The sequence below is a fragment of the Enterococcus sp. ZJ1622 genome, from assembly GCF_011038845.1.
GTDB lineage: Bacteria > Bacillota > Bacilli > Lactobacillales > Enterococcaceae > Enterococcus_B.
This window is the reverse complement of record NZ_JAAKDW010000014.1, coordinates 36,580-58,377: the sequence shown is the minus strand read 5'-3', so window position 1 is coordinate 58,377 and position 21,798 is coordinate 36,580. Positions and strand designations below refer to the sequence as shown.

Sequence of the window (21,798 nt, the reverse complement as noted above, 5' to 3'; positions counted from 1 at the left end):
GCTGATTTCTTCTATCTGATGATTCCTCTGATTATTTAGCTTCGTACCATGTCTTTCCCCAACTGCTATCTGTTACTAGCGGTACATGTAGGGAAACTGCATTCTCCATTACTTCGCTGACTAATTTATCCAAAGTCTCCAATTCATTTTCGGGGACTTCAAAAACAAGTTCATCGTGGACTTGAAGAAGCATTGTAGCTTTAAGTCCTTCTGCTTTCAATCGCTTGTCCAATTCGATCATAGCGATTTTCAGGATATCCGCTGCGCTTCCTTGGATCGGTGTATTGATTGCTGTTCTCTCTGCAAAGGAACGGATGTTATAATTTCTTGAATTGATATCTGGCAAATAGCGACGTCGATGATACAAGGTTTCAACGAATCCTTGCTCTTTCGCTTCTCTTACGATACGTTCCATGTATTCTTTCACACCTGGATATTTTTCAAAGTAGGTATCGATATATTGTTGGGCTGCTTTCCTACTGATCCCTAGATTTTGGGAAAGGCCGTAGTCGGATATCCCATAGACGATCCCGAAGTTCACTGCTTTTGCCTGTCGGCGCATGTTCGGTGTGACATCTTCCGGTTTTTCGATCCCGAATACACGCATGGCTGTACTTGCATGGATATCCTGTCCTTCTAAGAAAGCGGCTTTCAGATGTTCATCGTTCGAGATATGGGCTAAAACGCGCAACTCGATTTGTGAATAATCCGAAGAATAAATCAGCCAGTCTTTTTCTCTTGGGACAAAGGCTTGTCGGATTTTCTTTCCTTCTTCCAGTCGGATCGGGATATTTTGCAAGTTAGGATCGACAGAGCTTAGGCGACCTGTTTGCGTCAAAGTCTGAACGTAGCGGGTGTGCACTTTGCCATCAGATTGGATGACTTTCAGCAGACCTTCCACATAAGTCGACTGGATTTTGGCAATCTGACGATAGGTCAGGATATCTTCGACGATCGGTGCCTGTTCTCTAAGCTGCTCTAGCACATCGACGGCAGTCGAGTAGCCGGTTTTTGTTTTTTTGATGACAGGCAGCCCCATTTTTTCAAAAAGGACGACACCTAATTGTTTTGGCGAATTCAAATTGAATTCTTCTCCGGCTTCTTCATAGATCTTCTCTTCGATCTCTCGTAACCGATCAGAAAATTCGATCTTCATTTCCTGTAATCGTGCAGCATCTACTTTGATCCCACTGATCTCCATCTCTGCGAGGATGATCGAAAGAGGCAGTTCCATCTTGTGGAATAGATCCGCTTGGTTCTTTTCTTCCAGTTCGTGCGTCAATTTGGGTGTCAATACATTGATAGCCGCTACTTTACGGGCTAAGTGTGCAAAAAAGACCTCTTGATCTTCCGGCAATCCTTTTTTAGCTCCTTTTCCATATACGGCTTCATCTGTCTGGATCTCATGATAGCCGTAGTGTACGGCAATTCCTTCGATGTCACTGCTTTTTTCGTTAGTATCGAGCAGATAAGCACCTAATAGCACGTCAAAATCGATGCCTTTGGTTTTTGCAGTATACCGATTCAACGCGACATAAGTGCGTTTCGCATCATAGACTTTTTTCAGACGAGTAGCATCGGTCAGCCAGTCATGGAATGCTTTGTTTTCAAAAATAGACAGGTCATCCGTAACATAGATCTTTTCTTTCGAGCCCCAAGCGATCCCGACGATCTCTTCTGTATGATAATTGTCGCCTAGCATCTCTACATACAAAGCCATGTCTGTCGTGAACATCTCTTCCTTGTATTCGTTGACCACTTCGAAGAGGATATCTTCCATTTGTGTTTCTTCTTCTACGACATTCAATTTGGATAAGAACTGATTGAAATCCATTTCTTTGTAGAAAGGCACTAGTTTTTCCAGATTTTTCCCTTCATACTTCAGGGAATCGATGGAGACTTCTACTGGCGCTGCGGTATTGATAGTGGCTAACTGTTTGGACAAAAAAGCCTGTTCTTTGTCATTGATCAGGTTTTCCTTCATTTTACTTTGTTTCATTTCATCGATATGCTCATAGATTCCTTCAACAGAGCCATATTGCTTCAATAGTTTGATCGCTGTTTTCTCACCGATTTTTGTCACACCAGGAATGTTGTCAGAAGCATCACCAGCTAATCCTTTCATGTCGATGATCTGTTTTGGTGACAAGCCGTCATATTTTTCTGCGACATGTTCTGGTGTGTAGCTTTCGATATCACTGACGCCTTTTACTGTAATATCGACTTTGATCTCATTGCTAGCTAATTGTGTCAAATCCCGGTCACCAGAAAGCACCACGACATCGAATTTTTCTTTATCTACCGTCTCTGCCAGTGTTCCGATGATATCATCTGCTTCGTAATTCGGCAGTTCATAATACTGGACACCCAAACCTGTAAGCAGCTCTCGGATATAAGGCATTTGTTCTTTGAATTCGCCAGGTGTTTTCGATCTACCGCCTTTGTATTCTGCATACATCTCTGTCCGGAAAGTCGTCTTCCCGGCATCAAAGGCAACTAACACATGTGTCGGCTGTTCTTTTTGCATGACGTTTTCGAACATCGTATTGAATGCGTAGATCGCATTAGTATGAAGACCATTCCTGTTTTTGAATCGTTCAAGCGAATTGTGCAGTGCGAAGAACGCTCGAAAAGCCACACTGTTCCCGTCAACGAGTAATAATTTATTTTTTGTCATCTGCTTAACTCCTTACTGTAAAGTTCTTATTCATTCTAACAAAGAATCATTCGGAATGCGAAAAGAAAAAGCGGGGCCGCACCAAATATTTTGGCGCAGCCCCTTTAAGAAAAACATTTTCTTTTTTATTAATTGTTCCGTCCGAAGATTCTCAGGAAAGCTAGGAACAAGTTGATGAAATCCAGATACAGCTGTAAAGCCATGAAAACAGCTATCCCGTTATGTGCTGTTCCATTTGTCTGCACATAGATATTTCGAATATTTTGGTTATCATAAGCAGTGATCCCTGAAAAGATCAGGACAAGCAGCAACGAAATGAACAATTCGACTGCACTGCTTCTCAAAATGAATATGTTCAAGAACATAGCGATGATGACACCGATCAATGCGGCCAAACCAGCTCGTCCGATCCCGCTAAGATCGCGTTTCGTCGTAGCGCCGACCACAGCCATCCCCATGAATGTCAAGGTTGCCGTGATAAAGGCTTCGGTGACCGTACCAATATCATAATAAGCAAGAGTGACTGCCAATGTTAGACCATTCAGTAAGGAATAAGCGATGAATCCGCCGATCGCAAGGCTAGGATTTTTTTGTGCTTTTACGCCTAAAACCATGACTAAGATCAATTCAACGATCCATAGACCCATAAAACCTAGCGGGAAGTTGTTGATAAACGTTGCGACTTGCACTGGGAATACTTGTAATGCCAAGTAAGAAGTGATCGCACTCAATCCTAGTCCTAACCCTAGGAATCCATAGATCTTTGCGTAAAAACGATTGATACCAGATATCGATGTTGTTTGATTATTCATTTAATTCACCTTCACTTTCAAATGCTAATTCCAACTCAGGAGCTTGTGGCGGCTGTACCATGACTACTGCATCCAGCACACGATTTTCTTCGCTGTTCGATGCTTCCACGGAAATCGTCACTACATCCTTCATTTTGTCTACTTTTATGACCTCAAACTGAAAAGTCAGTGTTTCGTAATGGAAAACCGGTTCGATAAAATTCACGGAAAAGTTTACGACGTGAGAGCCTGGTCCAGGAAGATGCTTCGATACTGCACTTGTGATGATCCCCATCAACATGACAGACGGCACGATTGGCTGATGATACTCTGTTTTCTGTGCAAAATCATGCTGGATATATAATGGATTAGCGTCATTCGTCAGTCCTAAATAAAGCAGCAGCTGGTTGTCTTCGATCGATTCTGTCAGAGACAACGAGTCGCCTTCCTCGATTTCATTGATTGTTTTTCCTAATTTTCGCGGCTTACCTATGTTCAAGATAGAAACCCTCCAGTTTATTTTTAATCATTATTCATTGTACCAAAAGAAGCGGAAAAGGCAAGCTTGATTCCCCTGATTTTAGACAATCCTATGTTTTTGAAAAAAAGATGTGACAGAAATAGTCAGCACCATTTATTCGAAAAAAAGGAGCGTGACAAAATATTCGTCACTCCCCCCTCTTTCTTTTATTAGAACCTGTATCTTATAGATTACAATACATTTTTCGTCGTACTGCTCAATAATTTTTCATATGCTTGTTCAAATTTCTGTACATCTCCGGCTCCCATGAAGATCATTACAGCATCATGGTAGTCAAGTAATGGAGACACGTTGTTTTCTTTGATGACTTCGCCGCCTTTTTTGATCTTGTCGCCAAGGTCTTCGATTTTTACGTTACCTTGTTCTTCACGAGCAGAACCAAAGATATCACACAGATAGACTTTATCAGCTAGATCAAGTGCTTCTGCAAAGTCGTCCATCAAAGCAATCGTACGCGTGAATGTATGTGGCTGGAACACGGCGATGATTTCTTTATCAGGATATTTTTGACGGGCGCCATCGATCGTTGCTTTGATTTCTGCTGGATGGTGCGCATAATCGTCCACGACGGTCATATCTGCGACGATCTTTTCGCTGAAGCGGCGTTTTACTCCTGGGAATGTCAGCATTTCTTCTGCCACTTCCTGAAGATCCAGTTTTTCGAAATACGCCACAGCGATTACGCCAAGTGCATTCAAGATATTATGTTTTCCAAAAGCCGGAACAGCGAAATGTCCCACAAATTCATCATCATGGTAGACATCAAAAGCAGAACCTGTCGTCGTGCGTTCGATATTACGTGCTTGGATGTCATCATTTTCTGTCACACCGTAATAGTAGATCGGTACATCTGCTTCCAGTTTTCTCAAGTATTCGTCATCACCGTAGGCAAAAATGGCTTTTTTGACTTGAGTAGCCATCGTTTGAAAAGCAGTGAAGACATCATCGATGCTCGTATAGTAATCAGGATGGTCAAAATCGATATTCGTCATGATCGCATAGTCAGGCGAATAAGCTAAAAAGTGACGACGGTATTCGCAGGCTTCGAATGAAAAGAATTCTGCTTGCGGATCGCCATGACCTGTACCATCACCGATCAGATAACTTGTCGGACGAACGCCGCTCAATACGTGAGAAAGCAAGCCTGTCGTACTTGTTTTTCCGTGAGAACCTGTCACAGCGATGCTTGTATAGTCTTCGATAAAGTCAGCAATGAAGTCGTGATAACGAACGACTTCCAGCCCAAGTTCTTTCGCTCTTTGGATCTCTTCGTGCGTATCAGGAAATGCATTTCCTGCAATAATTGTCATACCTGGTTTTACATTGTCTGCATTAAAAGGCAAAATCGTTATGTTTGCTTTTTCTAGATCACGTTGTGTAAAGAAATATTTTTCAATGTCTGATCCTTGAACTTTCAAGCCTTGTTCATGTAGGACAAGTGCCAAGGAACTCATTCCTGAACCTTTGATACCAACAAAATGATACAATTTATTTTGATTTTCCATTTGAATCCTCTTCTCTTATCTAGCGTCCATTACATTCAACACGCTCCCCATTATCTTATAAACGCTAAAAAATTTCAACCAAATTTATTCGAAAGGCGTTATCTGTCATAAAAGATCTCTTTTATGCCCGGGAGAAATGCTGCGTCGTTGCTTGGAGACGCTGGTAAGCAGACCAGACTTCTTCTGGTATCTCGACATGCGGGATGAATCCTTTTCCTTTGGGACCATAGCCGTTTTCGTCGTCCTTCAACCGGATCATCTCGCCTAGCACCAAGGCTTGGAAATATTCCTTCGTCCATTGATGATTCAGTTCGCTGTCAGAAAAAAGGAAATCCTCTGTCACTTGGGTGATCTCAGGGATGAAAGGCACAGCATTCGTAAAGGTGACTTCTTCTTGTTCCCAGACCTTTTCGAAAGTCGCTTTGGTCCTTCGCTGCAATGTCGGATCGTTCATCAATAAGATATCCGAAGGGAGTGTCTTGCAAGAACGAAGGATTTCCAATGAGAATGCCGCATTTTCTCCTGAATTGGTGGATTGCTTTTCTAACAGGACGACATCTTCTGGCAACTGATATTTTTCTTTCAGATAAAGATAACACATCTCGCTTTCACTTAATCCGTCTTCGAAATGATACCCTTGTTTTGCGAAATTCTCCACGAGGAATTTTGTCGCGTGTCCCACACCACCGACAAAAAACAGCTGCTGGACTTGTCCATTCAAATATAATTCTGCTGCTTTGTCCGCAAGTATCGGTAAACAGTTCCCCGCCAAGATCAATAACGGCGCGTCCAACTGGTCAAACGTCTGACTTCCAGCATCTGCTAAAAAGGACAGAAGAAGGTTCCAGTCGTTACGGTTGTCCAAAATGTTTTTTCCTGAAGGCTGTTCCATATCTGTTATTCCTCCTGTTTTTTCAAATCGGTTCTGCTGTCGGATATTTTGTTTCTACCCAGGTCAATTTCCCTCTGCAGCTACCGCAAAGATAACGTGTAGTGTCGAATTTTCGTTTTCGATAGATCAGCGTATGACACTTTTGGCATTGGTAACATTCGACCTTTTTAGGTCGATTTGTCGTTAACGATGGCGCATACCGGATACCGCCTGTGGCTTTCAGGAGATATTTGAAATCTGCATCTCGGTGACGGTATCCCTTTCCCATCAAGTGAAGATGATAATGACACAGCTCATGCTTGATGATTCCTGCAATCGTCTGATCATCTGATTCCGCAAACATCTTCGGGTTGAAGTCCAGATGATGGTCTTCCAGGTGGTAACGTCCGCCTGTCGTCCTCAAACGCGCATTGAAGACTGCTTGATGACAAAAAGGTCTACGGAAACTTTCCAAAGAGATCTTCTCGACTAATTCTTGTAATTCTTCTGGTGTCACTTTTCTTACTCCTCATAAGGTGAAAGCATCGTCAAACTGATTCTGCCTTTTTTTGTATCGACTTGTTCGACCCAAACAGTTACGACATCTCCTACTGAGACGACATCTGTCGGATGTTTGACAAATTTTTTGCTTAGTTTAGAAATGTGGACTAATCCATCTTGCTTCACGCCGATATCGACAAAAGCGCCAAAATCGATCACGTTTCGGACTGTCCCTTTCAGTTCCATTCCTGCTTTCAGATCCTCCATGCTCAATACATCAGAGCGCAACAAAGGTGCAGGCATTTCTTCCCGCATGTCTCTTCCCGGACGAGTCAGGCCTTCCAAGATGTCTGCCAGTGTTTCTTCACCGACATCTAAGCTCTTGGCAAGTTCATGAGCAGAGAGTTTGGCTAATTTCTCTATGGCTGCTTCTGTACCTAATTCTTTTTCAGAAAGAGCATTGGCTTTCAAGATCTCTTTTGCTACTGCATAACTTTCCGGATGTATGCCGGTATTATCCAAGATGTTTTTTCCGCCAGGGACTCTGAGGAACCCGATTGCTTGCTCGTAGGCTTTTGGTCCTAAGCGCGGTACTTTTTTAAGCTGTGTTCTGGCAGTGAATTCGCCGTTTTCTTCGCGGTAGTTGACGATATTTTGTGCAGTCGTTTTATTCAATCCCGAGACATGCTGCAGGAGTTGAGGACTAGCAGTATTCACATCGACGCCAACTTGGTTGACCGCTGTTTCTACTACGAAATCCAGTTGTTCCGCCAAACGTTTTTGTGACACATCATGCTGATATTGACCGACACCGACTGCTTTCGGGTCGATCTTGACTAATTCAGCTAAAGGATCTTGCAAACGTCTTGCAATCGAGACTGCGCTACGTTCTTCGACTTGGAGATTCGGAAATTCTTTGCGGGCAATGTCACTTGCTGAATAAACAGAAGCACCTGCTTCGTTTACGATCGCGTAATAAGCTTTATGATCAGCTGATTTCAATTGTTCCGCCACAAAAAGTTCTGATTCTCGACTCGCTGTCCCATTTCCGATAGCGACCATATCTACTTGATACTGATTGATCAGTTTGACAAAAGCAAGTCCTGCAGCTTCACGTTTTGCTTGAGCAGCTGGCTTGTGAGGGTAGATGACATCGATTGCCAGAACTTTTCCCGTAGCATCGACTACCGCCAGTTTGCAACCCGTTCGATAAGCTGGGTCAAAACCTAAGACGACTTTTCCTTTCAACGGTGGCTGAAGCAGCAGGTTCCGCAGGTTCTCACCGAAGATCGCGATTGCCTGTTCATCCGCTTTTTCCGTCAGTTCGTTCCGAACTTCTCTCTCGATAGCGGGCTGGATGAATCGCTTGTAGCTGTCCTGATACGCTTCTTTGACCACTGAGACAGCAGTGGAATCCGGGTTGGTGATCAGCTGGCGTTCAAGATAGTTCAATACTGTTTCTTCGTCTATCTGGATACTTACTTTTAAGATATCTTCCTTTTCTCCACGATTCGTCGCTAAAATCCTATGAGAGACGATTTTATGGACGGGCTCAGCAAAGTCATAATACATTTCGTACACGCCTTTTTCATCAAGGGACGCGTCTTTCACTGTACTTGCATAAGTTCCTTTATTATAAGCAAAGGAACGAATCCACGTTCTGTATTTTGCTGTGTCGCTTACTTGCTCTGCGATGATTTCATGTGCGCCTGCCAAAGCTTCTGCTGCTGACTTGACTTCTTTTTCTTCATCGATATATTTTGCTGCTTCGACTGTGATCTCACCAGTCGGCATTTGGAGCAGCCATTGTGCGAGAGGCTCTAATCCTTTTTCTTTTGCTATCGTAGCTTTCGTTCTACGTTTTTGTTTATAAGGTCTGTAGAGATCTTCTACCTGTTGCATCTTGACTGCTTGGGCGATCCCGGCTTCCAGTTCCGGCGTTAGTTTTCCTTGTTCATCGATCAAACGGAGGACTTCCGCTTTTCGTTTTTCTAGATTCTCTAAATACGCATAGCGTTCTTCGATTTCACGGATCTGTACTTCGTCTAGGCTGCCGGTCATTTCTTTTCGGTAACGTGCGATGAATGGCACAGTATTCCCTTCATTTAACAACTGAAGGACCGTCGTCAGCTGTTTAGGGCGATAATCAGCCAATTCTTTTTGAACGAGCTGAAGGATCGTCTGGTTTAGATTTTCTGTCATCAAAATGCCTCTTTTCTACTAGAATTGCTTCTTTATTCTACCATACTTTTGTCCCTTCAATAAACAGACTTAGCGGAATAAGAGAAGGTCTTTCCTTGTTTTGTACCTAAAAAAAGAGTTGCGGTCATTCCCGCAACCCCTGTTTCCTTCGCTCAAATCCCTTGCCAAGGTCCTTCATTGTTTTGATATTCGATATCTTGTAAAATACCGTTCTGATCAAAAATGACCCCATGCATCGATCCGCCGAAGACTGCACCCCCATCGATACCTATCTTATGGTCGTTTCTCCACAGATCGGTCGTTTGCATATCCCCATGGAGCATCGGAGTGATCGTGTGACCAAAGACGATCGTTTTCCCTGTATGATTTGCTCCTTCATGAAATGGTTCTCTTATCCAAATGAAATCCCTTGGGCTCGTCTGATGCCAATCTTTTTTCGACAGATCGACACCTGCATGGACAAACAGATAATTGCCCCATTCAAAATACAATGGACGTTCGACGAGGAATTCGATCAGCTCGCTGTATCTCGAACGGATCATCATGGCTATTTCTGTCGGCGAGTATTCTTCTGCTGCTTCTGGGTGAAGCAGACTCTCAAATGTTTCTTTGCCGCCATTTCTTAAATATGGTTCATACCAGTCTTCTGGGGCTTGCAGGAACTGCAAAAAATATTCTTCGTGATTCCCACGCAGATAGACTGCTCCTGTTTCTTTCACCAGTTTCATTCCTAATAAAAAACATTCTTTCGTTTGAGGCCCACGATCATTGAGATCCCCGATCAGCACCAGTTGATGCAATGAAGGATCATATTCACGTACCAATTGTTGGAAAAGGTCGAACTTCCCATGGACATCTCCAATCGCATATACAAGTGTTTTCATCCCGGACACCATCCTTTTTTTCAGTATAACGCAAAGGCTGAGACGTCCGCAATACAAAAACCGATCTAAGCAAAAGCTGCAAGGCGTGAAGCAGCTTCTTCTCTTGTTAGGCCATGTTCTTCTACATAACGATTCTTAGGATGCTGCGCACATGCAGCAGAACAAGACCCCAGATGTTTTTCTTCGTTTTCAAGAGAAGCTAGGATCTGACGGTTACATTCTGGATTGGCACAATTGATGTAACGTTCACAAGGCGTACCGTCAAACCAGTCCCGGCCAACGATCTGTTTATCCACCTGATTGATCTCTACAGCGATCCGTTCGTCGAAAACATACATTTTCCCATCCCACAATTCGCCTTGGACTTCAGGATCTTTCCCGTAAGTAGCGATCCCGCCGTGTAGCTGTCCTACATCTTGGAATCCTTCACGAACGAGCCAGCCGGAAAATTTTTCGCAGCGTATCCCGCCTGTACAGTAAGTCACTACTCGCTTGTCCATAAATTCTTCTTTATGTTCGCGCATCCATTCGGGAAGCTCTCTGAAACTGCGGATTTCTGGACGAACGGCTCCGCGAAAATGTCCCAGATCATATTCATAATCGTTACGAGCATCAATAACAACTGTTTCTTCATCCAAAATCGCTTCTTTGAATTCTTTCGGTGAAAGATAAGCACCGGTCAGCTGGTTCGGATCGACATCTTCTTCAAGCTTCAAGCTGACCAGCTCGGGACGATACCGTACGAACATTTTCTTGAACGCATGTCCTTCACTAGGATCGATTTTGAACATCGTGTCAGCAAAACGCGGATCAGCTTTCATTGCTTCCATGTACGCATTCGTATCCGCAATCGTTCCCGAAAGAGTACCGTTGATCCCTTCTTCTGCTACTAGGATCCGCCCTTTTAAGTTCAGTGACTTGCAATAGGCAAGATGTTCTTTGGCAAATTCCTCTGCATTCTCGATTTTTGTATAATTATAATAAAGCAATACTTGATAATCCATGTTGTTCTTCCTTCCTTCTTTTCATTCCCAAACAGTATAAAGAAGTAGAAACAATTTGACGATTTATTTGCTTGTGTAATGCTACGCATGCGTATGCATTTGGTTTACATAATAATTATATAGTTGATAAAAAAACTCCTTATGCATTTTACTAGAAAATTTCTGTAAAATCATAAGAAGTAACCACAACTTATTCTATACCTGTCACAGCAAAATAATTCCCATCAGGATCAGCAAAATTAAAGACATATTCCTCACCTAATTGCACAAGTTCTCCCATTGTGACTTCTTGGGTCTCCATCTTTTTGTACAGATCGAAAATATCTTCACTGTAGAACATCAGAGACGGCGAGCTTGCAGCAGTTCCAGGTGAATGTTGTTCAATAAACGCGCGGTCATATAAAACAAAAGAAGTTTGAGCATTCTTCCCTATCCCTATTTCAACGACCAATGTGCCATCCATTTCCTGACGATCCAATTCTTCAAAGCCGACAGCTTTCCAAAATGCCGCATTTTTTTCCACATCATCGACATAAAGCATGATTTTCAATTCATTTTTAAACATCTGTTTCCTCCTATAACACTTCATTACGCGAATCGCCATCTAGTTTATCACAGGCGAAATTGAAATGCCATGATTAGACGGCTTTCCCTTGATTAAATGTGTTATTCTGTTTTTATTTTGGCCTTTCCACTTTTCGGAATAAATATATATCCAATAAACAAAGCCAAGCATCACTTGCATGACACTCGGCTCTATCTTGACTATAAAGAACTTATGCACTTACATCGATTACTTTTGAATCATCATTGATGATATCTCTATCTAAATCTTTGATCCGGGCACTCGTTACTACGCCAGCGACCATACTTCCGCTGACATTCGTAGCTGTACGCGCCATATCAATCAATGGTTCAACTGAGATCACTAGTCCTACGATCGCTACAGGCAGATTCATAGCACCTAAAACGATCAATGAAGCAAACGTTGCACCTCCACCTACACCGGCTACGCCGAATGAGCTGATCGTAACGATTGCGACAAGCATCAGAATGAATTGGAAACTGAACACGTTGATTCCAGCTGTCGGTGCTACGATCGTTGCGAGCATAGCTGGATAAACACCTGCACAGCCATTTTGTCCGATCGATAATCCGAAACTTGCAGAGAAGTTTGCTGTTGCGTCATCTACACCTAAAGCTTTTGTTTGTGTCTCGATATTCAACGGCAATGCCCCTGCACTTGACCGGGAAGTAAACGCAAAACTCAATACAGGAAATGCTTTTTTGAAATAATGGACTGGATTGACTTTCACAGATAACAAGATCAATGAATGAACAAGCAATACAGCCAATAGTGCGACATAAGATGCAATCACGAATTTACCTAAGTTGACGATCGCTGCAAAATCGCTTGTCGCCAACACATTCGTCATCAAAGCGAACACTCCGTATGGTGTCAAACGCAAAACAAGAGTGACGATTCGCATGACGATCTTATACAAACTGTCGACCAGATCAGAAAAGAATGCTGCTTCTTTCGGCGCTTTTCTTTTTACTCCTAAGTAGGCAACTCCTACGAAGGCTGCAAAGATGACTACACCGATCGTACTTGTCGCACGGCTGCCCGCTAGATCAGCAAATACATTCTTCGGAATGAATGACAGGATCTGCTGTGGAATCGATAAGCTTTCTACCGTTTCTTGTCGTGTGGCTAATTCTGAGATACTAGCAGTTTCTGCTGCTCCTTGGGTAAATTTCGCGCCTTGGAGACCGAACAACATGGTCGATCCTATTCCGATCAACGCCGCAATAGCTGTTGTACCAAGTAAAGAAGCCAGCACAGTTGCACTAATTTTACCCAGTTTTTCAGAAACTTTCATTTTGGTGAAAGCACCAACGATCGAGATGAATACTAGTGGCATGACCAGCATTTGTAAGAACGCTACATAGCCTTGTCCTACGATGCCGATCCATTCCATTGATTGTGTGACGACCTTGCTTTCGATACCAAAAATCAATTGCAGCAGACCACCGAAGACGATCCCTGCTCCTAGTGCAGTAAAGACGCGTGTTGAAAATTTTGTATGGCGCTTTTGCATACGGTAAAACACATATAATAATGCCGCAAAAACTAGAACCACTAAAACTGTGATGAGTGTTGTCATTTTTCTCCTCCTTGTATTTTTAATGACAAGTCCATCGAAGGAAGTAAAGGTTCCCGAGAATCGTTCTTCAACCATTCTCCTGAAAAATTTTTCAGTGACTTTATCAGTTTAGTCTATTTCTAGAAAATTTACATGTTTTTTGCTTACAATTAGTAATAGAAAAAAGTGTTTGTGATAGCTTTAAACTATCGCAAACACTTTTTTCTGATTTATTCTTGTTTCTCTGATTGAAAATTAAGTTTTACACCAGGCTGATCCAATGCGATTTCTGTGACTTCATAAGCCATTCGGCGAACGATATCGAACAAAGGTGCAACAAGCTCATCAACCTCTTCTTGAGTCACATCGTTTTGGCCTTCGATTTTCCGATTAAGAATATGATTGATTTGGCTCACGCTACCTGATAAAACATATGTATCAAATACTAAGCGGAACTCTAAGCGTGCGCCTACGATGCTATGTTCTTTCGGATAATTCTCGATCGTTTCTTTTAACGGTGAAAAGCCGACCTTCAAATCTGTTTCAACTTCTTGATCCGGCATTTTCATATCATAGTGGAATGCCTCTACTACTTCTTTTTGTCTTCTGATTTCCATCGAATCACTCCTTTACAAAAATTATATCATACCTCGATTGAAAGGGGATACTGTTTTTTTACATTCTACACAAGATCAATGATTTCTTTCAGATTGCCGATGATGTAGGATGCCGGAATGTTCCCTAAAAAATGATCGATATCATACAGACAAGTCGTTACTCCTGCATTGATCCCAGCTTCTATATCCAAACGCCGATCACCGATCATCATCGTCTTCCCTCTTTCCAACTGAAAGCGGTGGATCAGGTGGTTCAGTGCTGCCGGGTCTGGTTTTCGAGGGAAATCTTGGTCGATCCCTACAACTTCATCAATCAAGTGAGCTAAATCGAATGTTTCAAGCAGTGCCCAAGTAGATGACGTGAGCCGGTGCGTGAGGATGAAATGGCGTCCTCCTTGCTGCTTTAATGTGTGCAATACTTCTTGCGTTTCTTTAAAAGGTCGAGATATTTCTTGGCTTTTTGCTTCGTATTGATGAAATAGCGGAGTGAATTCCTCCTCCGTCAACTGCTTTTCTTTTCGTAGCTGACTGGTTGAATGCTTTTTCATTATATGATAAATATCCTTCTTATCCATCACATAGCCGAAATCCTGCAATGCGTGCCATGCGCCATCGACCATCGCCGGGTAAGTATCGAACAACGTGCCATCGAAATCCCAGATAAAATTGTTATATTTCATGAACTGCCCTTCTTTTTGAATGTTTTTATCTATTGTAAACGACTCTTAGAAATGAAACAATGGTGTTTTTTCTCACAAAAAAAGACAAATAGGCACCCACCATGCTTGAGTACACTTGTCTTTTCTTGATTATAAGATTTTTTTGTCAATGATACGCAATTGATCGTCTATAGTATATTGGATCGGCTGCGCATTAGGTATCTCGATTGTATCCATTTGATCAGCTGGGACATTTTCCAGATACTTCGTCAAGGCACGCAGGCTGTTTCCGTGGCCTACAACTAGTGGACTCTGCTGATCCTTCAAACGCGGTGCCAAGTGATCTTCCCACAAAGGAATGATACGTTCAACCGTCATTTCAAGGCTTTCGCCATGTGTGATCAGTCGAGGATCCAATGTATCATATCTCCGATCGAAATGGTTTTCTTCTGCTAACGGTGGCATTTCAGTGTAGCCTCGCCGCCATTTTTTCACTTGATCTTTCCCGTAGATCTCTTTCATTTTCTCTTTGTTTTTTCCAACGAGAGCACCATAATGCCGCTCGTTCAATCGCCAAGTCTTATAGACTGGAAGCCATAACTGGCCCATTTCTTCCAGAGCAAATTGCGAAGTGATCACCGCTCTTTTCAATACGGAAGTATAGACCGCATCGAATTGAAGCTGTGCGTCAATCATTTTCCTGCCTGCTTCTACCGCTTGCTGCATTCCTTTTTCCGTCAGCGCCACATCTAGCCAGCCTGTCCAGTAATTTTCATAATTTGCTTCGCTTTCCCCATGTCTCAATAACACTAATTCCATTTTTCCATCCCCTAAACCTTGGTTTCGAACCGCGTGCCGCAAGACTTGCAGGTCACTCTGATCTTTCCGCGTCCTTGTGGTGCCCGTTGTTTTTGATGACAGGCAGGACACTCGAAATAGATATAGCGGATAGCATCATTCGGCCTCTTATTTTTATTGGTAAAGCGTTGGAACCATTTTTTCACGGTATCTGCTTTACTTAAATAACGCTGATTCTCATTCAAACGCGGATAGATTTTCTTTGATAAAAAACGAAATGCCAACAGTCCGATCAAAGCCAGAAAAAGCAGTCGGCCGATCCCATAAGGAAGCCATGGACTGATCAAACTGAAAAAAAGCGCAGCAATCAGAATCGCGCGGTTCAGCTGGTCGAACCGTCCGTATCGGCCTCGCATCACTTGCTGATATTTCTTTTGGAAACGTATGAGTCGTTCAAGCCAGATTTGTCCCATTTTCTTTCCTCCGTTCTGATCCTATTATGACAAAAAAAGAGTAAAAGAAAAAGCCTTAATTGGCCTTTCCCATCGAGAGTTGATGAAGGACGTTCCGATTTCTTGTAAAATCGATGACGATCACTTTTTTCTCTTCTTCTCTATTTACGACACGGAAGGTATCCGCTAAAGGTAATGTAAGTTTTTTTGACGGCAATTGCTGCAGACGCATGAAGCGATGGATCATCGACAGTAATTGCGGAAATTGGATCGATGTATGAAGCAATGTCGGATATTTTTTCAGCAGCTGGGTCGTTTTCAGCAAATTCCTTTTTTTACTGATCACTTTTAAAAAACTTTTCAAGATCTTTTGCTGCCGTTGGAAAATCGAAAATGAATTTTCTTCATCTACCTGGTAACGCATCTGTGTTTGCAGCTGCTTCACCGATAACTGCTTTTCCCCCATCTCCGTTTCGATCGTCAAACCTTCCGGAAACATCTCTGCTACAGCTTGATCCCAAGCGCCAAGAGAAAGCTCTATATAATCTTCGACTGGAAGTTCCAGCTCTTTTTCAAAGAAACGCATGATTGCCTGCATTCCTTCTGCCTGATAAATCTCCCCTAAGGTCAGCCCCTCTAAATGGAACTCTGGTGAAAAATGCAGCAATGTTTTGTGAGCATTCAATTGAACATATAAAAATGTGGATCGCTCAATCAGCGTATCTTTTAAAACAACTAAAAAGTTCATTTTCCTCCCCCTTTTGTTCTACCTTAAAATAGCATATCTTATAAAAGATGTCTGGTATTTGGGCGAGTTATTCATAAAAATTTATTATTTCTCAATTATTTGTTCGAAAAAAGAGGATTTTTTATTTTTCTTTCTTCCTCATCCACCTTTTCAGCTATTCTTTTCCAAAAGTATTCTCATCATCTTCTAACAGCTCTTCCATTCCTATGACTTCCCGATACTGATGGATTTTAGTGATCCCTATCACTTTGTCTACATCGATGCTGAAACAAATCCCGTTACCCGGTACATCGATATTGATCCCTTTGCCGATCGCATCCATGATCTCCGAAGTCAAACTATCTGGCACGAGTGTCAACACAATATCTTTTTCCGGTGAGATATCGAGTCCTAAGAATCTCCCAGTATCGTGGACACCTGAGCCTCGGCCATGAAGGATCGTCCCCCCTGCTGCTCCTGCTTTCTTAGCATAATCGATCACATCTTCTCCCGTACCGCCATCCACGATCGTTACGATCATATGAAGATTCAATGCTACAAGATCTTTCATTTAATTTCCTCCAAGTTCTGCAATTTTTCCTTTTCTTTTCTGTCTTTCTCTTCTTTTCGTTTATAGATATATCCTAATACCAAAGTAGATAAGATCGGTGTTAAGGCAATCATCGCAACGACCCCGAATCCGTCGATGATCGGATCTCTTCCTTCGATCTGAGCAGCAATCGCCACACTCATAGACAAAATGAAGGTAGAGCACATTGGTCCAGTTGCCACTCCGCCATTATCAAAAGCCATCGATAAAAACAGCTTGTCGACTTTACGTCCGAATAGAAATACTAGCCCATATCCCGGAATCAAAAAATAATAGAGTGAGAAACCTACAAGCAATCGCCACATCGACAAGCCGACTGCCAAGCCGATACCGATCGAAATCACGGATAACATCACTCTAGAACGGATTCGACCCTCGCTAAGCTCTTCTACTTGCTTGACCATCACATGGATTGCCGGTTCTGCAAAACCTACGAGAAACCCCATCAAAAAGCCCAAGGGTACCAGAATGTAATTATTCGGCAACGCAGCGATCGCTTTACCTAAATGCTGGCCAACTGGCACGTACGCCATATTGACGCCATGCAGAAATAAGATCAGACCGATCGTAGTCAGTAAAAATCCTTTCAATATATCGGCAAATCGTTTTTTTCGCATGCGGAAACTCAGAACATTCATCACTATGAATAAAACAACGATTGGCGAGACAGCTAAGATCACTTCAAAAGCAACAGTTCCAATCCCATCAGATATTTGACGTAGAAAACTCATTGGAAAATCACCCCCAGGATCATCACAGCAAGGATCGGACCTAATGAAGCGATCCCTACCATGCCAAAGCTGTCATTTTCATTTTTCCCTTGACGGATCATACTGGTCATCCCGCCTGCCAATGCTAAAATGAATGGCACAGTCACTGGTCCTGTCGTTACACCGCCCGCGTCGAATGCGATCGGCATAAATTCACTGCTGGTAAAAAATGATGCGGCCAATACACATATGTAGCCAATAGCCATTAGCTTATAATAAGAGAGTTTGAACACCACGCGAAGCAAAGCGAATGCTAAAAACACACCTGTCCCTACACTCACGATCCCAATCAACAATACACGTCCGATCTCTCCCTCAGAAATATCGAATACTTGCTGGCCTAAAACCTGGACAGACGGCTCAGCGATCGTGATCACGATCCCGATAATGAAGCCCAGACTCACTAAAATAGCCAGACTTTTCTTTTTGATCATAAACTTCCCGACAAGATCACCGACCTCCATCATAGAATAATCAGCTCCAAATAAAAAGAGTGTCATCCCGATCATCATGATGGCTGCCCCTACGAGAAACGAAGCCAAGTCTTCTCCCTCCAAAGGCGCGAAAACAAATGTTAAAATGACGATCAGGAAGGTCATCGGCAAAATGGCAATCATTACTTCTTTAAAATTTTTTAGCATGTATCCTCCTCCTTTACTATTTAGTTTACCTTAAATTGGAAGAGTTTTCGAGCAAAAACAGAAAACGCATACTTTTTTATTTCATCAGCCTGTTTTCCCTTTATTCCATAACAACGAAATAGACGTCCGCATCGAACGTCTATCTTTCTTTCTCCAGTTCTCATTCATCGTTATTTCACCGAGCCGATCATCCCTTGGACAAACTGTTTTTGCAACACGAAAAAAACGATTGCTGTTGGTAGCGTTGCAATCACCAAACCTGCCATGATCATTCCGTAATCTGGCGTATAAGATGCTCCCATCGCCGATAATACTAAAGGTACGGTTCGTTTATCTGGCGATTGGAGAGCGACCAATGGCCATAGATAATTGTTCCAACTACTCATGAAAGTGATGATCGCAGCAGCGGCATATGTGTTTTTAGCAGTAGGTAGATAGACACGAAAGAAAATACTCCATTCTTTCAATCCGTCAAGTCTTGCTGCTTCTACTAGCTCTTTTGGAAATGATTTAACATTCTGACGAAAAAAGAAAATCAGAAATGCCGTACTCACTGAAGGCAATATCACGACAAAAAACCGATTGATCCCTAAAAAAGTGCCATTAAGCTGTGAGAACATACGATATAAAGGGATCATCAATGCGGCAAACGGCACCATCATGGACAGTAATACGAGATTGAACAGCCTTTCTTTTCGTTTTGTTTTATAGATCTCGAATCCATAACCAGCCATGGAAGAGATCAGCAGTGCCAATACCGTTGTGACAACTGCGATCATCGCAGAATTCCATAATGAACGTGAAAAATTCAGTTCATTTTCAAACAGATTCTGGAAGTTGACGACTAGATTATCTCCGATTTTCAATTTGCCTGCTGTGATATCGACAGGTGTATTCGTCATTCCTAGAATCATCCAGACGAATGGAAACACTGAGATGAACGAAATGACGCTAAGAGCTGTATACTTCAGACTATTCAAGAAACGCTCACTTAGGTTGACGGATCGTTTTTTAGTCGTCACGGAAGCGAGCTCCTGTTTTTGTGCGATACTTTTCATCTGCTTTCACCTCCAAGCTTTGTTTGAATGATCGACAGCAAAACGATAAACACAACGATCACAAAGGAAACTGCCGCTGCATACCCAAAATTAGGTGTAAATTTGTAACTCAGGTTATAGATGTATTGAGATAGTGTAGTCGTTGCGTTCGCAGGTCCGCCTCCAGTGATATTTTGGACTTCATCGAACAACTGCAAGGTACCGATCGTCGAAGTGATCGACGTAAATAAAATGATCGGTTTTAGATTCGGTATAGTGACTTTGATGAACTGTTGCCATTTTGAAGCGCCGTCGATCGATGCGGCTTCGTAGATTTCAGGATCGATGTTTTGCATGCCTGATAAAAAGAAGATCATGTTGTAGCCTGTCCAACGCCACGTGATGGATAGAATGATCAATACCTTTGCCCAGAATGGATGTGTGAGCCAGCCAATCGGCGCATCGAGCAAGCCAATGGACAAGAGAAAACTATTGACTAGGCCCGATTGCGAGAACAGGCTTTTCATGATCAGAGAATAGCTGACCATCGATGTGATGCAAGGCAAAAATATCGCTGTTCGGAACAATCCTTTGCACTTCAACTTTTTATCATTTAGCAAATTGGAAATAAAAAGTGCCAGAAACAGCATGACTGGGACTTGGACAACCAAATAAAGAAACGTGTTGAAAAATGCTTTCTTGAATGTGGCATCCGTCAGCATCCTCCGATAATTCCCCAATCCATTGAATGTCATGTTGACTGGCGGACCGCTTTGAAAAGAAGTGATCAACGCGAGGATCATTGGAATGAATACCATCATCGAAATCAGCAAGATTGGCACAATTAAAAATGCATGACCATTTTTAAACAGATCTTTTTGCTTCATTATTTTCCTCCTTTTTTATGAAGTAAGAGAGCTTGCACTCCATTCTTGCTGTCCATCGAACCCGTCTGACTATTTTTGACGGACAGCAGGAATGAGCAATAATCTTTAATTTGCCAGTTGTGCTTCTACTTGCTTTTGAGTATCTGCTAGTACCTTGTCTGTCTCTTCGCCATTGATGATCCTATGAAGCGATTCTGCCACAACAGCTTCGATGGCATAGGTTTCATGCCCATAATTGACTTCTGGTATTTCAGAGGTCCATCTTGAAAAATCTTCGAATACTTTTTGTCCACTGTAAAAATCAGAAGCTTCCTGGTACGCCGGCTGATCTTTTGCCCGCAGCATCGTTGAGACCAATCCGATTTCTTTTGCCAAATTCCCCATCAATTCCTCACTTGTCGCAAACGTTTCTTTCAAAAAGTCTTTGGCCAGCTCTTCTCCTCCGACCCCTTTGATCACATACCAGCCTGCTCCTCCTAGATTCGATGCACGAGCTTTTTGCATCGTTGCAGGTAATGACGGAATCGGTGCGATTTTCCATTTTCCAGTCTGATCTTCTGCCCCTTGGATCGTCGAAGAATACCATGCACCTATTGGACTGGAAGCAATCGCGCCTGACTGGATCGCTGTGACACCGGCATTCCAGTCAGAGGTCTGCTCCACAAGGTCTTCTTTCAACAGCGTAGCGAACAATTCGAGTCCGTATTTCAGTGATTTGTTGTTTTCGATTGTTACGGTTTTCCCATCTTCTGCGGTATACCATTCACCTGCTTCTTGCATGATCATCCGTACTCGTCCTAGATCGGAAGGATTGACTTCCGTTATTTTCTTGCCCGTTTTTTCTTTGACATCTCTTGCTACCTGAATGTAGTCGTCCCACGAAAGATTCTCCATATCTTCTTCTGAATAACCAGCTTCTTCCATCAGATTCGTCCGGTAAAAATTTGCCGTGACTCCTGAATCAAATGGTACTCCATAGATCTTATCGTCCACTTTATTTACGGCGAATTTATATGGTGCAAAATCTTCTTCCTTTACAATCGCTGTCAATTCAGCAAAAGCATCTGGATAAGAAGCAAGATATCCCTGGATCCGGTAATCCTCGATCAACACAATGTTCGGCAGGCCATCGGTGTTGCCGCTAGCCAGTCCGGTATTCAGCTTTTGAACGATATCATCTTGAGACATCGTAACGACTTCTATCTCCGTTTCTTCGCTGTCGTACATCGCTTTTGCTTCATTCACTGCCTTGATATTGAACGTCTCGTCCCATGCCCACACAGTCACTTTGTCCTTGTCATTTGATGAATCTACTGAATTTCCGCATCCTGACAGTAGGATAGCCAACGCTGTGAAACATAGTGCTCTTGCAAACCATTTGTGGATCTTCATTTTCTGATCGCCTCTTTCTTTAAGTTTGATTCATTTATTCGTGTAGTTTCATAATAGCAAATATTGAAAACGTTTACTTTTTATT

General features: G+C 42.5%; 22 protein-coding genes. All 22 read right to left on the bottom strand.

Features of this window, described 5'->3' with window-relative positions; genetic code table 11:
• Nucleotides 1–31: 31 nt before the first annotated feature.
• Entirely contained in the window at nt 32–2,677 is a 2,646-nt protein-coding gene (polA, locus tag G7Y42_RS12500) for a DNA polymerase I (protein WP_165006340.1), read from the bottom strand.
• Between the two features lie 128 nt (nt 2,678–2,805).
• Complete coding sequence (locus G7Y42_RS12495; RefSeq protein ID WP_165006338.1) at nt 2,806–3,489, bottom strand: Bax inhibitor-1/YccA family protein; 684 nt, start codon at nt 3,487–3,489, stop codon at nt 2,806–2,808.
• Complete coding sequence (locus G7Y42_RS12490) at nt 3,482–3,967, bottom strand: MaoC/PaaZ C-terminal domain-containing protein (RefSeq protein WP_165006335.1); 486 nt, start codon at nt 3,965–3,967, stop codon at nt 3,482–3,484. The genes G7Y42_RS12495 and G7Y42_RS12490 overlap by 8 nt, the downstream gene beginning before the upstream one ends.
• Nucleotides 3,968–4,179: 212 nt before the next feature.
• Entirely contained in the window at nt 4,180–5,514 is a 1,335-nt protein-coding gene (gene murC / locus G7Y42_RS12485; protein ID WP_165006332.1) for a UDP-N-acetylmuramate--L-alanine ligase, read from the bottom strand.
• Nucleotides 5,515–5,635: 121 nt separating this feature from the next.
• Nucleotides 5,636–6,406, bottom strand: coding sequence for a YdcF family protein (locus tag G7Y42_RS12480; protein WP_165006329.1), 771 nt, complete (start codon nt 6,404–6,406; stop codon nt 5,636–5,638).
• A 22-nt stretch (nt 6,407–6,428) separates the two neighbouring features.
• Nucleotides 6,429–6,902, bottom strand: coding sequence for a SprT family protein (locus G7Y42_RS12475; RefSeq protein WP_165006326.1), 474 nt, complete (start codon nt 6,900–6,902; stop codon nt 6,429–6,431).
• Nucleotides 6,903–6,907: 5 nt separating this feature from the next.
• On the bottom strand, nt 6,908–9,088 hold the full coding sequence (locus tag G7Y42_RS12470; protein ID WP_165006323.1) for a Tex family protein: 2,181 nt from the start codon (nt 9,086–9,088) through the stop codon (nt 6,908–6,910).
• Between the two features lie 152 nt (nt 9,089–9,240).
• A complete protein-coding gene (locus G7Y42_RS12465; protein WP_165006321.1) occupies nt 9,241–9,972 on the bottom strand; it encodes a metallophosphoesterase family protein in 732 nt (243 codons plus the stop codon).
• A gap of 65 nt (nt 9,973–10,037) precedes the next feature.
• The gene (locus G7Y42_RS12460; RefSeq protein ID WP_165038291.1) at nt 10,038–10,976 is read right to left on the bottom strand and encodes a rhodanese-related sulfurtransferase; all 939 of its coding nucleotides are present in this window, start codon (nt 10,974–10,976) and stop codon (nt 10,038–10,040) included.
• 190 nt (nt 10,977–11,166) lie between these two features.
• A complete protein-coding gene (locus G7Y42_RS12455; protein WP_165006318.1) occupies nt 11,167–11,541 on the bottom strand; it encodes a VOC family protein in 375 nt (124 codons plus the stop codon).
• A gap of 211 nt (nt 11,542–11,752) precedes the next feature.
• Nucleotides 11,753–13,144: an L-cystine transporter gene (locus G7Y42_RS12450; protein ID WP_165006315.1), complete on the bottom strand. Its 1,392-nt coding sequence runs from the start codon at nt 13,142–13,144 to the stop codon at nt 11,753–11,755.
• A 209-nt stretch (nt 13,145–13,353) separates the two neighbouring features.
• The gene (locus G7Y42_RS12445) at nt 13,354–13,740 is read right to left on the bottom strand and encodes a DUF1149 family protein (protein WP_165006312.1); all 387 of its coding nucleotides are present in this window, start codon (nt 13,738–13,740) and stop codon (nt 13,354–13,356) included.
• A gap of 65 nt (nt 13,741–13,805) precedes the next feature.
• Nucleotides 13,806–14,420, bottom strand: a complete 615-nt coding sequence (locus G7Y42_RS12440; protein WP_165006309.1) for an HAD-IA family hydrolase — start codon at nt 14,418–14,420, stop codon at nt 13,806–13,808.
• A 129-nt stretch (nt 14,421–14,549) separates the two neighbouring features.
• Nucleotides 14,550–15,218 carry a 2,3-bisphosphoglycerate-dependent phosphoglycerate mutase gene (locus G7Y42_RS12435; protein WP_165006306.1) on the bottom strand — a complete coding sequence of 223 codons (669 nt, stop codon included), beginning with the start codon at nt 15,216–15,218 and terminating at the stop codon, nt 14,550–14,552.
• Nucleotides 15,219–15,229: 11 nt separating this feature from the next.
• Complete coding sequence (locus tag G7Y42_RS12430) at nt 15,230–15,670, bottom strand: hypothetical protein (protein ID WP_165006303.1); 441 nt, start codon at nt 15,668–15,670, stop codon at nt 15,230–15,232.
• Between the two features lie 55 nt (nt 15,671–15,725).
• On the bottom strand, nt 15,726–16,397 hold the full coding sequence (locus G7Y42_RS12425) for a hypothetical protein (RefSeq protein ID WP_165006301.1): 672 nt from the start codon (nt 16,395–16,397) through the stop codon (nt 15,726–15,728).
• A gap of 154 nt (nt 16,398–16,551) precedes the next feature.
• The gene (locus G7Y42_RS12420; RefSeq protein ID WP_165006298.1) at nt 16,552–16,947 is read right to left on the bottom strand and encodes a P-II family nitrogen regulator; all 396 of its coding nucleotides are present in this window, start codon (nt 16,945–16,947) and stop codon (nt 16,552–16,554) included.
• On the bottom strand, nt 16,944–17,717 hold the full coding sequence (locus G7Y42_RS12415; RefSeq protein ID WP_165006295.1) for a DUF1538 domain-containing protein: 774 nt from the start codon (nt 17,715–17,717) through the stop codon (nt 16,944–16,946). Before G7Y42_RS12415 ends, G7Y42_RS12420 begins: the two co-directional genes overlap by 4 nt.
• Nucleotides 17,714–18,397, bottom strand: coding sequence for a DUF1538 domain-containing protein (locus G7Y42_RS12410; protein ID WP_165006293.1), 684 nt, complete (start codon nt 18,395–18,397; stop codon nt 17,714–17,716). Before G7Y42_RS12410 ends, G7Y42_RS12415 begins: the two co-directional genes overlap by 4 nt.
• 170 nt (nt 18,398–18,567) lie before the next feature.
• Nucleotides 18,568–19,455, bottom strand: a complete 888-nt coding sequence (locus G7Y42_RS12405) for a carbohydrate ABC transporter permease (protein WP_165006290.1) — start codon at nt 19,453–19,455, stop codon at nt 18,568–18,570.
• Nucleotides 19,452–20,321, bottom strand: coding sequence for a sugar ABC transporter permease (locus G7Y42_RS12400; protein WP_165006286.1), 870 nt, complete (start codon nt 20,319–20,321; stop codon nt 19,452–19,454). Before G7Y42_RS12400 ends, G7Y42_RS12405 begins: the two co-directional genes overlap by 4 nt.
• A 105-nt stretch (nt 20,322–20,426) precedes the next feature.
• Nucleotides 20,427–21,713 carry an ABC transporter substrate-binding protein gene (locus tag G7Y42_RS12395; protein ID WP_165006283.1) on the bottom strand — a complete coding sequence of 429 codons (1,287 nt, stop codon included), beginning with the start codon at nt 21,711–21,713 and terminating at the stop codon, nt 20,427–20,429.
• Between the last annotated feature and the right edge of the window lie 85 nt (nt 21,714–21,798).

Coding starts and splice junctions, on each gene's coding strand:
- polA (WP_165006340.1), bottom strand. CDS start 2,677: ATGACAAAAAATAAATTATTACTCGTTGACGGGAACAGTGTGGCTTTT.
- G7Y42_RS12495 (WP_165006338.1), bottom strand. CDS start 3,489: ATGAATAATCAAACAACATCGATATCTGGTATCAATCGTTTTTACGCA.
- murC (WP_165006332.1), bottom strand. CDS start 5,514: ATGGAAAATCAAAATAAATTGTATCATTTTGTTGGTATCAAAGGTTCA.
- G7Y42_RS12480 (WP_165006329.1), bottom strand. CDS start 6,406: ATGGAACAGCCTTCAGGAAAAAACATTTTGGACAACCGTAACGACTGG.
- G7Y42_RS12470 (WP_165006323.1), bottom strand. CDS start 9,088: ATGACAGAAAATCTAAACCAGACGATCCTTCAGCTCGTTCAAAAAGAA.
- G7Y42_RS12465 (WP_165006321.1), bottom strand. CDS start 9,972: ATGAAAACACTTGTATATGCGATTGGAGATGTCCATGGGAAGTTCGAC.
- G7Y42_RS12460 (WP_165038291.1), bottom strand. CDS start 10,976: ATGGATTATCAAGTATTGCTTTATTATAATTATACAAAAATCGAGAAT.
- G7Y42_RS12455 (WP_165006318.1), bottom strand. CDS start 11,541: ATGTTTAAAAATGAATTGAAAATCATGCTTTATGTCGATGATGTGGAA.
- G7Y42_RS12450 (WP_165006315.1), bottom strand. CDS start 13,144: ATGACAACACTCATCACAGTTTTAGTGGTTCTAGTTTTTGCGGCATTA.
- G7Y42_RS12445 (WP_165006312.1), bottom strand. CDS start 13,740: ATGGAAATCAGAAGACAAAAAGAAGTAGTAGAGGCATTCCACTATGAT.
- G7Y42_RS12440 (WP_165006309.1), bottom strand. CDS start 14,420: ATGAAATATAACAATTTTATCTGGGATTTCGATGGCACGTTGTTCGAT.
- G7Y42_RS12435 (WP_165006306.1), bottom strand. CDS start 15,218: ATGGAATTAGTGTTATTGAGACATGGGGAAAGCGAAGCAAATTATGAA.
- G7Y42_RS12430 (WP_165006303.1), bottom strand. CDS start 15,670: ATGGGACAAATCTGGCTTGAACGACTCATACGTTTCCAAAAGAAATAT.
- G7Y42_RS12425 (WP_165006301.1), bottom strand. CDS start 16,397: ATGAACTTTTTAGTTGTTTTAAAAGATACGCTGATTGAGCGATCCACA.
- G7Y42_RS12420 (WP_165006298.1), bottom strand. CDS start 16,947: ATGAAAGATCTTGTAGCATTGAATCTTCATATGATCGTAACGATCGTG.
- G7Y42_RS12415 (WP_165006295.1), bottom strand. CDS start 17,717: ATGAGTTTTCTACGTCAAATATCTGATGGGATTGGAACTGTTGCTTTT.
- G7Y42_RS12410 (WP_165006293.1), bottom strand. CDS start 18,397: ATGCTAAAAAATTTTAAAGAAGTAATGATTGCCATTTTGCCGATGACC.
- G7Y42_RS12405 (WP_165006290.1), bottom strand. CDS start 19,455: ATGAAAAGTATCGCACAAAAACAGGAGCTCGCTTCCGTGACGACTAAA.
- G7Y42_RS12400 (WP_165006286.1), bottom strand. CDS start 20,321: ATGAAGCAAAAAGATCTGTTTAAAAATGGTCATGCATTTTTAATTGTG.
- G7Y42_RS12395 (WP_165006283.1), bottom strand. CDS start 21,713: ATGAAGATCCACAAATGGTTTGCAAGAGCACTATGTTTCACAGCGTTG.